Raw genomic sequence first — 13,530 nt, 5'->3', positions numbered from 1 at the left:
ACGGCGCCGAGGACGCCAACTCCAAGATGGCGCTCGCGTCGCTGCTGGAGACGATATGGGCCGACGAGTTCGTCGATGAACGCGACGCCAGGTACATCAACGACCGCGTGCACGCCAACATCCAGCGGGACGGCACCTTCTCGGTGGTGCCCCAGATGAAGGGTGGTGTCACCTCGTCCTGGCAGCTGCGCCGAATCGCCGACGTTGCCGACAAGTACGCCATCCCGATGATCAAGCTGACCGGCGGGCAGCGCATCGATCTGCTCGGGGTGCGCAAGGAGGACCTCCCCGCGGTGTGGGGCGACCTCGACATGCCGTCGGGCTATGCCTACGGCAAGAGCTTCCGCACCGTGAAAACCTGTGTGGGCAGCGACTTCTGCCGCTACGGTGTGGGCGACTCGACTGCCCTTGGCATCGCCATCGAAGAGCGCTATCAGGGCCTGTCCAGCCCGGCGAAGATGAAGCTCGCGGTCACCGGGTGCCCCCGCAACTGCGCCGAGGCACTGTGCAAGGACCTCGGCGTCGTCGCGGTTGACGGCGGACGCTGGGAGATCTACGTCGGCGGTGCCGCAGGCGCCCACATCCGCAAGGGGGATCTGCTGGCCACCGTCGACAGCACCGATGAGGTGATGACGCTGACCGGGCGGTTCCTGCAGTACTACCGCGAGGACGCCAACTGGCTCGAACGCACCTACAAGTGGGTGCCCCGCGTCGGCATCGAGAAGATCCGGGCAATCTTGATAGATGAGGCCGACGACGCCTTCCTCGGACAACTCGATGCGAACATGGCCAAGTCCGTTGCCGCCTATCGGGATCCGTGGCAGGACGGCAGAGAGCCCGTCACCGAGGGTCAGTTCCGGACGTCGCTGCCGCTGCTACCGCTCCCCCAGGTGCCGGTCCGATGAATGACATCGACGTCGGCCCGCTCGACGAGATCCCGCCAGGCGAGGGCAGGACGTATGCGGTGGCCGGCGAGCAGGTCGCCGTTTTCCGGCTGCGGGACGGCTCCCTGCGGGCCATCGACGCGGTGTGCCCGCACCGTGGCGGGCCACTGGCCGACGGGCTCATCGACGAGCAGGTGGTGGTCTGCCCGCTGCACGGACACACGTTCGACACGAGCACGGGGTGCGAGGTCGGCGGCGGCATGGCCGTGCGCAGCTACCCGGTGTCGGCGGTCGACGGAGCGATCCGGTTGAACCTGGACGCAGACGTCAGTCCTCGTCCGGCTTGACCGCCAACACCGGCTTCGGGCACTCCAGCAGAACCTGCTGAGACACGCTGCCCAGCAGGAGCTTTCCCACCGGATTGCGGTGCTTGATCCCGATCACCAGCAGCACGGCCTCGGGCCGGTCCATCGCGGACAGCAACTCCTCGGCGGCGTCGACGCCGACCGGCTGCGCGAACTCGTAGGGGACGCCGCAGGTGGCCAGTCGGGCCTCGACGTCGCGCACCTGAGCCGGCTGCGCGAAGGCCGGGTCCGAATACGCCTCGCCCGTCGTGGAGTTGATCACGACCAGGTGGGTGTCGCGCAGCCTGGCCTCGGCGATGCCGTGATCCAGCGCCGCCTGACCGAACCGGTCCGCGGTGTAACCGACGACAATCATGCCTGAGCCTTCTCTCTCTGGTCCTTGTCGTCCTCGACGATTAGCAGGGTCTCCTCGTCGCGGTGCATCAACTTGAGCACCAGCGGGACGATCAGCAGCACTGCCATCAGCACATAGGTGACGATCGCCACCGGCTCGGTGAACAGGCTGCCCCAGTCGCCGCCGCCGAGTTGCAGGCTCTGCCGTAGTTGCCGTTCGATCCGCGGCCCCAGGATGACGCCGATGATCAACGGCAGCACCGGAAGTCCGAACCGGCGCATCATCAGGCCGAGCAGGCCGAACACCAACAGCAGCGCCAGGTCCAACGGCTGGATGTTCACCGCGAACGCCCCGAGGGTGGCGAAGAACAGGATGCCTGCGTACAGGTACGGGCGCGGGGTGCGCAGCAGCTTGGCCCACAGCGGAGCCAGCGGCAGGTTGAGAACCAGCAGCAGGAAGTTACCGATGAACAAGCTCGCGATCAGCGTCCAGATCAGCAGCGGTTCCTTGTCGAACAGTGTTGGGCCGGGCTGGATTCCGTAGGACACGAACGCGGTGAGCATCACTGCGGCAGTCGCGTTGGTGGGTAGTCCCAGCGACAGCATCGGCACCAGCGTTCCCGCCGCCGAGGCGTTGTTGGCGGCCTCCGGGCCTGCCACGCCCTCGATGGCGCCCTTGCCGAACTCCTCGGGGTGCTTGGACAGTTTCTTCTCGGTGATGTAGCTCAGGAACGTGGGCAGTTCGGCACCGCCTGCGGGCAGCGCTCCGAACGGGAAGCCGTACGCGGTGCCGCGCAGCCAGGGCTTCCACGATCGCCGCCAGTCCTCCTTGCCCATCCACGGTCGGCCGACCAGGATGACCTGTGCCGGGCGCCGCCGCAGATGCGCAGCCACCCACAGCGCCTCGCCAACGGCGAAGATCGCAACGGCGATCACCACGATGTCGATGCCGTCGGACAGCTGCGGGATGCCGAACGTGGCGCGCGGTTGGCCGGTGAGGAAGTCGATGCCCACGATGCCGATCGCGAGACCGAGCACCAGCGAGATGGCGCCGCGCAACTTCGACGAGCCCAGCACGGCGGTGACCGCCACCAGCGCGAACAGCATGATCGCCAGATAGGAAGGGGCGCCGAGCGTGACGGCGAACCGTGACACCGCAGGGGCGAACAGCACCAACAGCGCCGTGCCGATGGTGCCTGCGACGAAGGAGCCGATCGCCGCGGTGGCCAGCGCCTGCGCGGCGCGGCCTGCCTTGGCCATCTTGTTGCCCTCGATCGCGGTGATCACCGACGACGACTCCCCCGGCGTGTTCAACAGGATCGACGTGGTGGACCCGCCGTACATGCCGCCGTAGAAGATGCCTGCGAACATGATGAACGCCGCGCTCGGGCTGACGTTGTAGGTAATCGGCAGCAGCAGCGCCACCGTCATGGCGGGTCCGATGCCGGGCAGCACGCCCACCGCGGTTCCCAGCAGCACGCCGATCACGGCGTACAACAGGTTCATCGGGGTGGCGGCCTGCTCGAAGCCCTGGATCAGCCAGTCGATGTTCTCCATCACAGAATCCCGTCCAAGATGCCTGCGGGCAGCGGAATTCCGAGCCCGGAGTAGAACGCATAGAAGCTGGCAAGCGACAGCGCCAGTCCGATCACGAAGTTGCGGACGTAGTGTTTGCTACCGAGAATCGTTGCGGCACCGCCGAAGAAGACCGTGCCCATGATCACCCAACCCAACGGGTTCACCAGCAATATCATCGCGACGAACAGCGCCACCAGGAGTCCCACGGTGCGCCAGTCCCCAGGTGACTCCGGATCGATGTCCTCGCCGGCATCCGCCTCGCCCCTGGATCCGCGCGGGATGGCGATGGCGAGGGCTACGGCCAACACCACGGCGGCGATCCCGACGACCATCGGAAAGAGTCTCGGCCCAACGGGATCCACCTTGGCGAAACCGGCTTCCAGGGTGAGTGCGTTGTAGATCAGGAATGCGCCGACCACAGCGAGCACGACGCACACCAGGTACTGCGCCTTGTCGATCGGTTTGGCGACCTCGTTCTCCTGTGGCCCACCGCTCTCCTGTGGCTCTCTCGTGGTGGTCATACCAGCCCCAGCTCGGTCAGGGTCGACGAAACCCGGTTGTCCTGGTCCTTGAGAAACTGTTCGAACGGTGCACCCGTGATGAACGCGTCGGTCCAGCCGTTCTTCACCAGCGCGTCCTTCCATTGCTGCGTGCCATGCAATTCCTCCAGCACTTTCACCATCGCCTGCTTGGCGTCATCGGAAATCCCCGGTGGCGCAAGGACTCCGCGCCAGTTCGCAAACGTGACGTCGATACCGGACTCCTTCAGGGTGGGCGCGTCGATGCCCGGGACCCGTTCGTTGCTGGACACCGCGAGCACGCGGAGTTGCCCGGCTTCGATCTGGTCGATGAGTTCACCCGGACTCGACGTGCCTGCCGTGATCTTCTTGCCGAGGAGTGCGGTCAGCAGGTCGCCACCGCCGTCATAGGTGACGAAGTTGACCGACTTCGGGTCGACGCCGACGGCTTTGGCCAGTTCCATCGGGAACAGGTGGTCGGGCCCGCCGGGAGACGAACCTCCACCGATCGTCACCTTGCTCGGATCCGCCTTCCACGCCGCGACGAAATCGCCGATCGTCTTGAACGGCGAATCGGCTGGGACGAAGACGGCACCCGGGTCCTCGATCAGCTTCGCCAGCGCCGTCGCGTCGGACGCCTTGATGTTCGACCCGTTGGTGTAGGTGGCGCCGACGACGCCGAGCCCCATCGTCATCATGAGGTCGCCGTTGCCCTTTTCGTTCATCAGTCGGGCCATCGCGACGGTGCCGCCGGCGCCGATCACGTTGAACACCTCGACACGGCCCGTGATGTCCTGGTCCTCCATGATCTTCACGGCCGTGCGCGCGGTGAGGTCATAGCCGCCGCCGGGACTGTTGGGCACCATCATCCTGAGCCGGTGCAGACCGGACGGATCTTCGCCGCGCGTCACGCCGCAGGCGGTCACGGTGGCGGTGACCAACAAGATGGCCAACAGGACGGCCGTCAGCACCGCCCCCGGCGCCGTCGCCCAACGTGGAAGTCTCGACACCATCGTCTCCATTCGCCGCTGTGTGATGCTCGTCAATACTGTTCCCATAGGTGACTCAGGTCACTCTTACGGACGCAAAGGAAGTTCTGGTCTTTGAGTACACGAGGACGTTCCCGGTTCTCCGCCGCGCGGATCTCCGCCCGCAGCCTGGCTGGCCAATTCCTGGTCTTCCAGCTGCTGGTGGTGTTCGTGGTGCTGGGTGCTGTCGCCGCGGTCTCCGTCACCCAGTCCAACCAGGAGTTCCGGGAGGTGCGCGGCCAACGGATGATCGCCGTCGCCGAGAACCTCTCGTCCACGCCGATCGTCCGCGAGCGCTACGCCGATCCGTTCGCCGCCCAGGTGCTGGCGCCCGACGTGGACCGCGCGGTCTCGCTGTCGGGTGCAGGCCTGGTCGAGATCCTCGCCCCGGACGGCCTGGTCCGGGTGTCGTCGGAGCCGGACCGCGTTGGCGCACGGGCCGACTTCGGTCGCAGCCGGGTGACTGAGGGCCGGGCGTGGTCCGGCGACCTCGACGTGGACGGCGCGCACTCACTCGTCGGACAGGTGCCGATCCTGTCCACCGACGGCGCGGTGCTCGCCGTCGTCTCGGTCAGCGAGCCCTATCCGTCGACGTGGCAACTGCTAAGCGGCGCAGGCGAACGCCTGCTGGTGTATCTCGGACTCGGCGCCGCACTCGGCGTGCTGGCGTCGTGGCTGCTCTCGCGGCGCATCAAACGGCACACCAGGGGCCTCGAGGTGGCCGAGATCGCCGGGCTGGCCGATCACCGGGAAGCGTTGCTGCACAGCATCCGTGAGGGCGTGGTGGCGGTGAACACCGACGGCGTCATCACACTGCTCAACGACAGCGCCCAGGAACTGCTCGGGGTGACCGACGGCGCCGTCGGCCGTCGGGTCGACTCGGTCGGGCTCGACCCCGCCGTCGAGCAGTTCCTGGCATCCGGCGAAGATAGCCGCGACGTCGTGATCGTCACCCGCACAAGGGTTCTCGCGCTGAATCGGCGGGCAGCCAGCACCGGTGGCCAGCGCATCGGTACTGTCACCACGATGCGGGACAGCACCGAACTGGCCTCGATGCAGGGACAGCTGTCGTCGCACAAGAGCGTCACCGACACCTTGCGCGCGCAGACCCACGAGTTCGCCAACCAATTGCACACCATCTCGGGTCTGGTCCAACTCGGCGAGTACGACGCGGTGCGCGACCTGGTCGGGACGCTGACCCGCCGCCGCGCCGAGATCAGCGACGCGGTGACCCGGCACGTCGCCGACCCCGCGGTCGCCGCGCTGCTGATCGCCAAGACGTCGCTGGCCGCCGAGAGCGGCGTCGCGCTGGTTCTCGACGAGCAGAGCCACCTCGCCGCGCTCGACCCCGCACTGGCCACCGACGTGATCACGGTGCTCGGCAACCTCATCGACAACGCGGTGCACGTGTCGGAGGGAACGGAGCGCAAGGTCGTCACCGTCGCGGTCGACGACGCAGGCGCACTGAGGATCTCGGTCGCCGACTCCGGGCCGGGAGTGCCCGAGCACCTGCGCGAGACGATCTTCGCCCGTGGTGTCACGTCCAAGCCCGACGTCCCCGGCGGCCGCGGAATCGGGCTCGCCCTGGTCCGGCTGGTCAGCGCGCAACTGGGCGGGGCGGTCGAGGTGTCGGACGGACCGCACGGCGGCGCCGTCTTCGAGGTGCGGCTGCCGCTGACCGGCGCCACCGCGAGCACTGGAGGTTCGAGCGATGCGTGACGTGCTGGTGGTCGACGACGACTTCATGGTCGCCGACATCCATCGCCGGTTCGTGGATGGGGTCGACGGCTTCCGCGCCGCCGGCGTCGCGCGCACCGGTACCGAGGCCCTGGAGCAGGCCGCCTCAGCACGCTTCGACCTGATCTTGCTCGACGTGTACCTGCCCGACATGACGGGACTGGAAGTGTTGCAGCGCTTGCGTTCCCGCGGTGACCGCGTCGGGGTGATCATGATCACCGCCGCCCGGGAGCTCGACACCGTGTCCGGCGCCCTTGACGGCGGCGCGGCCGACTACCTGATCAAGCCGTTCGAGTTCGACCAGTTCAAGGCGAAACTCGAGGCGTTCGCCGCACGGGACGACGCACTGCGGTCCGCGGCGGGCGTCGACCAGTCGCTGATCGATTCGCTGTTCGGCGGCGCGGCACCCGCGCGCGGCGGCGACACATTGCCCAAGGGCCTTGGCGCTGAGACGGGCGGACTGGTGCTGGATGCGGTCCGGTCTTCGGGCGAGGTGTCCGCCGCCGAATGCGCTGAGCTGGTGGGGATCTCGCGCGTCAGTGCCCGCCGCTACCTAGAGCACTATCTGAGCGCCGGTGCACTCCAGTTGCGTCTGCAGTACGGCGCAGGCCGGCCCGAGCGGCGCTACCGCGAGTCGAAGTGACCCCTGTCACCACACGCCCCTGATCCGGTCGCGGTAGGACCGCCCGTCCGGGTCGTAGATCATCCGATACGCGGGCTCGGCCCACAGGCGGGTGAACGTGCCCAACTTCGCGGAGCGGTGTGGGCGCAGCCGGCCGGGTGGCCGAGCTCCGTTGCGGCCATTCGCGTGCCACTCGTCGAGCACCGTCGCCGTCGAAACGACCGCCTCGACCGCCGTGGCGGGATCGATCAGACCGTCGTCCTCGCTGCCGTCCGCGGCGCGGTCCAGATGCTCGCGCAACATCCGCAGCCGAAGATCGCGCGCGAACACCCGCGCCCCGTCGCCGCGGCCGGCGGGGTCACTCGGCTCCCGATCGTCGCGGGTGTCATCCAATACGGCGCAGGACAATTCGCTGTCGTGTGTCCACGACCGTCGGTTGAAGTTGTCACTGCCGACGCACGCCCACACGTCGTCGATGACGCACACCTTCGCGTGCACGTACACCGGTGTGCCCAGGTGATTCTCGACGTCGAAGACGTGCACTCGCTCCGGTCCGGCCCGCTGGCAAGCCTCGATGGCCTTGCTGCGACCGATCTGGTTGGGCGGCAGCGACAACCGGCCGTCGACGTCCGGGTAGCGCGGCACGACGGCAACCAGGTGCAGTTCGGGGTTGTCACGCAGAGCGGCGGCGAAAAGGTCGGCCACCTGCTTGGACCACAGGTACTGGTCCTCGAGGTAGATCAGCCGCTTCGCGCGCTTGATCGCCTTCGTGTAGCCCTTCGCGATGCTGCGCTCGCCGTGCGGTGCGAAGGCGTACTCGAAGTGGGCGTCGGGATACGTGCGCAGCGGCTGCACCGCATGCGGTCCGCGGACCGGCGGAACGGGCGGCTGGTCCGGCAACGGGCCCGGCTCGAGGTCGGCGCCGCGCAGTTTATCGCTCAGCCAGGCGATCGGCGACAACATGTCGAGTGGGGCGGGGTCGCACCAGCGCTCGCGGAAGGCGGTATCCAGTGCATCGACGATCGGCCCCTGCAGGCACAGCTGGACGTCGTGCCACGGCGGGTGCTCGCCGTACTGCGGCGACATCAGCACCGCCTGTGGGTCACCGAGGTGTTTGTCGTCGTCGCGGCGCGAGTGGCACAGATCGATCCCACCGGCGAATGCAACGTCGCGCGCGGGTTCCGCGGGATGCCGGATCACCACCAGTTTCTGGTGGTGCGAACCGCCGAACCGGACCCGCTGATCGAGCAGCACCTCACCACCGGCCCGCTCGATGGCCTCCCCGAGGTGCCGGTTCTCCTCCTCGCTGTACTGCAGTTTGTCCAGGTGAGACCGCCACATCAGTCCCTTGACGACGACGCCCCGCTCGGCGGCCGTGCAGAACAGGTCCGCGAGGGTCGGGCCGTCGTCGCGCACCAACTGGTCCGGATCGCCACGCCAGTCGGTGAAGAACACGTAGTCACTCGGGCCGCAGGCCTCGACCTCCGTGGCCAGCCGGTCGAAGTAGGTCCTCCCGTGCACCAGCGGTTCGACCAGACTGCCCTCGCACCACGCGGGAAGGTCGGTGTGGGGGTTACCGCGTTCGGCTGCGGTGAGGAACCAGTCGGTCCGATCCACCACGCCACCCCCTCGCCGCAACCACAGCCCAGGACGTCGACACCACCACGTCGCCGGCTCTGGCCCAGCGCTTCACGGCGCCACGACCACGAGCGCGACGACCAGCGAGAACGCGAGCACGGCCGGATGATTCATTCTCCTCCCAGGATGCCAGTCAAAGCGACGGCCGGGGACACCGGCTTCTGTCAAGATCGGGCGTGACCTTCCCCCTGCGCTCGTGCGCCGTGCTCTGCGTGCTCGTTCTACTGACCGCCTGCGCGCCCGCCGTCGCCCCGCCCGCACCCACGCCGTCAACCGACACCGCGAAGGCCGACGCGGTGATGCGCATCGTCTCCGACGTGATGAAGCAGTCGCATCTGAAGGCCGTCATCGTGCGGGTCACGGAGGACGGCAGGGAGGTCGTCACCCGGGCGGTCGGTGAGTCCATGACCGGCGTGCCCGCGTCCCCGAACATGCACTTCCGCAACGGCGCCGTCGCGATCTCCTATGTCTCGACGCTTCTGCTGAAGCTCGTCGACGAGAAGAAGATCAGCCTCGACGACAAGCTCTCGAAGTGGCTGCCCGACGTACCGAACTCCGACCGCGTCACACTGCGCCAACTGGCCCAAATGACGTCCGGGTACGTCGATTACGTCATCGGCAACACTGAGTTCGAAAAGGCGTTGTACGAGAACCCCTTCCGGCAATGGGAGCCCGACCAATTGCTCGGCTTCGCGACGTCGCGTCCGTTGCTCTACGAACCAGGAACCAACTGGAACTACGCCCACACCAACTACGTCCTGCTCGGCAAGGCGCTGGAGGCGGCCACCGGAGAGGCCATGCCGAAGCTGCTGGAGGAACAGGTGCTGCGGCCGCTCGGGCTGACCAACACCGCCAACTCGTTCACCCCGGAGATTCCGGCACCCGTGCTGCACGCGTTCACCAGTGAACGCCGTGCGGCACTCAAGATACCCAGTGGCACACCGTTTTACGAAGAGTCGACGTACTGGAATCCGTCGTGGACCATCACGCACGGTGCCATCCAGACGACCAACATCTACGACATGGAGGCCTCCGCGGCAGGCATCGGGTCCGGCAAGCTGTTGTCCAAGGAGTCCTACGACACGATGGTGTCCACCGACCTCCGGGGCAAGACCCATGCCCTGCCCGGCTGCACCACGTGCGGGGAGTTGAACGACATCTACACCTACGGGATGGGGATCGTGATCTCCGGCGACTGGCTGCTGCAGAACCCGCTGTTCGCGGGTGAAGCCGGAGTCGAGGCATACCTGCCGTCGAAGAAGATCGCCATCGCCATCGCCGTCACCTACCAACCCGAGGCATTCGACGACCAGGGCAACTACAGCAACGCGGGCGATACGCTGTTCCGCAGGATCGGCACCGCGCTCGCCCCCGACCAGGCACCGCCCGTTCCACCCAAGTGACACGAGTGCGGAACAATGGGTCACCGTGGCTCCCACCGTGCTCTTCATCGTCAACGACCCCGTCGCACCACCAGCCATGCTCGGCGACGTGTTCTCCGAACTCGGATACGACACCGACACGTTCGCCGTCGTCGAGCAGGAGCGAGTCCTCGACCCGGCGTGCGCCGTGCAGTTCCCCGATCCACTGAACTACGACGTCGTCGTGCCCCTCGGCGCCCGGTGGGCCGTCTACGACGAACGATTGCGGGAGACGTGGGTGGCGGACGAGATGGCGCTGGTACGGGCCGCGGACGACGCCGGGGTCGGGGTGCTCGGCGTGTGTTTCGGCGGGCAGTTGGTCGCCCAGGCGTTCGGCGGGGCCGTACGGCGATCGGCCGACCCCGAGATCGGCTGGCACCAGGTCAGCACCGATGCGCCCGACCTGGTTCCCGGCGGTCCGTGGTTCCAGTGGCACTTCGACCGCTTCGACGTGCCGCCGGGGGCGGTCGAACTCGCCCGCAACGGCCGTGCGGCACAGGCTTTCGTGATCGGCCACAGCATGGGGCTTCAGTTCCATCCCGAGCTCGACGGCCCGCTGCTGGAGGCGTGGCTGGCCAACGACGGGGCCGAGGCGATCGCAATGGGTCTCCAGCCCGACGAATTGCGTTCCGCGACAGCCCAATTACATGACGACGCCGCCCGTCGACTCCGCGCCCTGGTACGCGGCTTCACCGACCGGGTGGTCCGTCAGCCGTGCCCGAGCTGATGCCTCAGCGCATCCTCGAGGAGCGGCTGCCGGAACCGATGGCCGAGGACCTGCAGCTTGACCGGCACCACCCGCTGGTCGGCGTGACGTCGAGGTCCAAGCGACGGAACGCCCAACACCGCGGGGCGGCGCAGCACGTGCGCCAGCGTCCTGGTGTACTCGCCGTTGTGCACCGGGGTCGGTGCCACCGCGTTGACGGGCCCGGATAGCCGCTCGTCGTAGATGGCCCGGTAGTACACGTCGATGAGGTCGTCGAGACCGATCCACGACAGCCACCGTCGCCCGCGTCCTAACGAGAACAGCGGCCGCAACGTGCCACCGCGCGCGGCCTGCACGATCCCGGTGCGCACCAGTACGACACGGAGCCCCGCCCCGGCGGCGGGCGCGGTCGCGGCCTCCCAGTCGGCGACGACGTCGGCCAGGAACCCGTCGCCCCGGGCGCTGTCCTCGTCCAGCAGCGCGGCGCCGCGGTCGAACCCGTAGTAGCCGATGGCCGACGCGCTGACGAATACCCGCGGACCGTCGGCGCTGCGGGCCGCCGCTTCGGCCAGCAGACGCGTCGGCTCGACGAGGCTGTCCCACTTGCCCGCTGCCGCGGCGGGCAGATGCACGACGGCGTCCACGCCGTCCAGCAGGCGCGGCGCGGGCTGCGCCGGATCCCACTGGCGTTCACCGCCGTCGCGCGGCGCGCGCCGAACCAACCGGATCACGCGATGACCGCCGGTGCTCAGCAGCGCCGCGAGCGCCGACCCGACCAGGCCCGAGGAGCCCGTGACGGCCACCACGAGTGAACCGGCGCCCGCCTCGGCAGCATCGCGGTGGGCGGCGAGGTCGTCGGCCAGTTGGCGGTGCCGATAGACGAACGCCGAGCGCAGCGCCGCGGCAGGCACGGGCGCCTCCACCCTGTCGTGCACCCGGGTGCGTGCCGATCCCCCGTCGGACACGTCCTCGAAGTCGTGGGTGTGCCGCCACCTGGCCACCAGACGGGGCGCCAGGGAGCGCAGCCCGTCCGAGGACAGCACGTCCACGAAGCGGCGCGGCGGGTCGTAACCGGCCGGATCGTGCTGCGCCACCCAGCGCAGCCCACCGGGGAGGCCGAGAATCGCCTGCCCGTCGGCCAGCGACGTCGTCTCGGCCACCACCGTCATCGGCTGCCACGGCGGAACCAGCCGCCTCATCGCGCCAGGGCGGGTGTGCCACGCGAAGACGTCGTCCAGCGGGTGGTCCACCGCGCTCTCGAACTCGATGCCCATGTCCACCCCATCGTCGCAGATCCTGGCCGACGCCGATTTTGCGATGGCGTGGTGGACGCGGCGCCCACCGGTTTAGGCTGCGGGCATCCCGATCACATCCTCGAAGCGGACGTTCCGGGACCGCCGCGAGGCCGGCCGCGTCCTGGCAGGTCTCTTGACGGCCCACCGCGGGCGACCCGACGTCGTGGTCCTCGGTCTGGCCCGCGGCGGAGTTCCGGTCGGGTGGGAGATCGCCGCCGCCCTGCAGGCACCGCTCGACGTGTTCCTGGTCCGCAAGCTCGGCGTCCCGAACTGGCCGGAGCTGGCGATGGGCGCGATCGCCAGCGGCGGCGGCCTCGTCGTCAACGACCACCTGATCCGCAGTCTGGGCGTCACCTCCGAACAACTCGACGCCGCGATCGCCAGCGAGACCGCTGAACTGCGCCGGCGCGAGGCGGCCTACCGGGGCGGCGAACGCGTCGTCGACCTGGGTGGCAAGGAGGTGATCCTTGTCGACGACGGCATCGCCACCGGGGCGAGTATGTTCGCCGCGCTGCAGGCGGTCCGCGCTTCCGGCCCCGCTCGGCTGGTCGTGGCGGTGCCGGTGGGGCCGCGGTCGGCCTACCGACGGCTACGGGAGGAAACCGACGAGGTGGTGTTCGCGGTGATGCCCGACCGGTTTGAGGCGGTCGGACAGGTGTTCGCCGACTTTCATCAGATCACCGACGACGAGGTGCGGGCGGCGCTGGCCACGCCGACTATGCCAAGTGGTGCGTGAAAACCGTTGCGGCGCGGCCGTTCCGCTCCAACCGCGCTCGCTAGTCCGCCTTGGTGCGCGTGGTCTCGTCGTCCTGGTGCTCGGCGGCGACGGCCTCCGTAGTGGTCTCCGTGTCGGCCTCCGTAGAGGCCTCCGGCTCCTCGGTGATCTCCGCGAGCTGCGAGGTCGGCTCGTCCGGGTAGTCCTCCGCGGGCTCGGACTGCGCGAAGACGGTCGTCTCGTCGTCCGAATCGGCCGCATCGGCCGCATCGTCGTCATCGGCACCCCGGGACCGTTCCCGCAGTGCGTCGACGATGAGCAGCAACACCCCGATGACGCTGGCGCCGATGCACACCCACGCGATCAGCTCGTTGCTGGTGACGACGGCGGTAACGAGGGCGGCCAGGCCGATGACGGCGAGGACGAGCGCAATGATCAGCATCAATTAACCGGTCAGTTGTTTCCCCGGTTGAACTGGTTGAATCCGCCGCCGTCGTTGTTGGCGGTCGAATCAACCGGCGCCGCGGAGCCACGCTGGCCGAGTTCCTCGAGCTGCGACTCCAGGTAGGTCTTGAGACGGGTGCGGTATTCACGCTCGAACGTCCGGAGCTGTTCGAGCCGGCTCTCCAGCACGGTGCGCTGCTGGTTGATGGTGCCCATGATCTCGGAGTGCTTGCGCTCGGCGTCGGC

Annotated in this window: 14 protein-coding genes and 1 pseudogene; 7 read left to right on the top strand and 8 right to left on the bottom strand. The window is 68.2% G+C overall.

The features are described from left to right. Positions 1-905 (top strand): ferredoxin-like domain-containing protein (locus QOC69_RS14460; protein ID WP_526440612.1); only part of this gene is annotated, 905 nt, incomplete at its 5' end. Next, a complete protein-coding gene (locus QOC69_RS14455; RefSeq protein ID WP_526440610.1) occupies positions 902-1,231 on the top strand; it encodes a Rieske (2Fe-2S) protein in 330 nt (109 codons plus the stop codon). The genes QOC69_RS14460 and QOC69_RS14455, both read left to right, overlap by 4 nt. On the opposite strand, the gene QOC69_RS14450 is transcribed toward QOC69_RS14455, so the two are convergent. Genes QOC69_RS14450 through QOC69_RS14435 form a run of 4 tightly spaced genes read right to left on the bottom strand, consistent with a single transcriptional unit; the run spans position 1,212 to position 4,634 of the window. Next, on the bottom strand, positions 1,212-1,604 hold the full coding sequence (locus QOC69_RS14450) for a universal stress protein (RefSeq protein WP_526440608.1): 393 nt from the start codon (positions 1,602-1,604) through the stop codon (positions 1,212-1,214). The genes QOC69_RS14455 and QOC69_RS14450 overlap by 20 nt on opposite strands. Beyond that, positions 1,601-3,139, bottom strand: coding sequence for a tripartite tricarboxylate transporter permease (locus tag QOC69_RS14445; RefSeq protein WP_526440606.1), 1,539 nt, complete (start codon positions 3,137-3,139; stop codon positions 1,601-1,603). Before QOC69_RS14445 ends, QOC69_RS14450 begins: the two co-directional genes overlap by 4 nt. Next, positions 3,139-3,681: a tripartite tricarboxylate transporter TctB family protein gene (locus QOC69_RS14440; protein ID WP_526440604.1), complete on the bottom strand. Its 543-nt coding sequence runs from the start codon at positions 3,679-3,681 to the stop codon at positions 3,139-3,141. The genes QOC69_RS14445 and QOC69_RS14440 overlap by 1 nt, the downstream gene beginning before the upstream one ends. Further along, positions 3,678-4,634, bottom strand: a complete 957-nt coding sequence (locus tag QOC69_RS14435) for a Bug family tripartite tricarboxylate transporter substrate binding protein (protein ID WP_526440616.1) — start codon at positions 4,632-4,634, stop codon at positions 3,678-3,680. Before QOC69_RS14435 ends, QOC69_RS14440 begins: the two co-directional genes overlap by 4 nt. Before the next feature lie 147 nt (positions 4,635-4,781). On the opposite strand from QOC69_RS14435, the gene QOC69_RS14430 reads away from it, so the two are divergent. After that, positions 4,782-6,425, top strand: a complete 1,644-nt coding sequence (locus QOC69_RS14430; protein WP_526440602.1) for a sensor histidine kinase — start codon at positions 4,782-4,784, stop codon at positions 6,423-6,425. Further along, complete coding sequence (locus QOC69_RS14425) at positions 6,418-7,086, top strand: response regulator (RefSeq protein WP_526440600.1); 669 nt, start codon at positions 6,418-6,420, stop codon at positions 7,084-7,086. Before QOC69_RS14430 ends, QOC69_RS14425 begins: the two co-directional genes overlap by 8 nt. A 6-nt stretch (positions 7,087-7,092) precedes the next feature. Here QOC69_RS14425 and QOC69_RS14420 read toward each other — a convergent pair whose 3' ends face one another. Continuing rightward, positions 7,093-8,685, bottom strand: a complete 1,593-nt coding sequence (locus QOC69_RS14420) for a phospholipase D family protein (RefSeq protein ID WP_526440598.1) — start codon at positions 8,683-8,685, stop codon at positions 7,093-7,095. Positions 8,686-8,879: 194 nt separating this feature from the next. Between QOC69_RS14420 and QOC69_RS14415 the strand changes: the two genes are divergently transcribed. Both QOC69_RS14415 and QOC69_RS14410 read left to right on the top strand, forming a co-directional pair. Next, positions 8,880-10,106, top strand: a complete 1,227-nt coding sequence (locus QOC69_RS14415; protein ID WP_526440596.1) for a serine hydrolase domain-containing protein — start codon at positions 8,880-8,882, stop codon at positions 10,104-10,106. 25 nt (positions 10,107-10,131) lie between these two features. After that, on the top strand, positions 10,132-10,851 hold the full coding sequence (locus QOC69_RS14410; RefSeq protein ID WP_526440593.1) for a type 1 glutamine amidotransferase: 720 nt from the start codon (positions 10,132-10,134) through the stop codon (positions 10,849-10,851). Here QOC69_RS14410 and QOC69_RS14405 read toward each other — a convergent pair. Beyond that, complete coding sequence (locus QOC69_RS14405; protein ID WP_526440591.1) at positions 10,833-12,104, bottom strand: SDR family oxidoreductase; 1,272 nt, start codon at positions 12,102-12,104, stop codon at positions 10,833-10,835. The genes QOC69_RS14410 and QOC69_RS14405 overlap by 19 nt on opposite strands. A 91-nt stretch (positions 12,105-12,195) precedes the next feature. On the opposite strand from QOC69_RS14405, the gene QOC69_RS14400 reads away from it, so the two are divergent. Beyond that, entirely contained in the window at positions 12,196-12,861 is a 666-nt protein-coding gene (locus QOC69_RS14400; protein WP_526440614.1) for a phosphoribosyltransferase, read from the top strand. A gap of 40 nt (positions 12,862-12,901) precedes the next feature. On the opposite strand, the gene QOC69_RS14395 is transcribed toward QOC69_RS14400, so the two are convergent. After that, positions 12,902-13,282, bottom strand: coding sequence for a hypothetical protein (locus tag QOC69_RS14395; protein WP_526440589.1), 381 nt, complete (start codon positions 13,280-13,282; stop codon positions 12,902-12,904). 11 nt (positions 13,283-13,293) lie between these two features. Beyond that, positions 13,294-13,530, bottom strand: a pseudogene (locus QOC69_RS14390) (cell wall synthesis protein); the annotation flags it as partial.

The organism is Mycobacterium sp. (assembly GCF_032162105.1).
In the GTDB taxonomy this organism is placed as follows: Bacteria; Actinomycetota; Actinomycetes; order Mycobacteriales; family Mycobacteriaceae; genus Mycobacterium.
The sequence above is the reverse complement of the archived record's forward strand: the minus strand, read 5'-3'. Positions and strand labels throughout refer to the sequence as shown.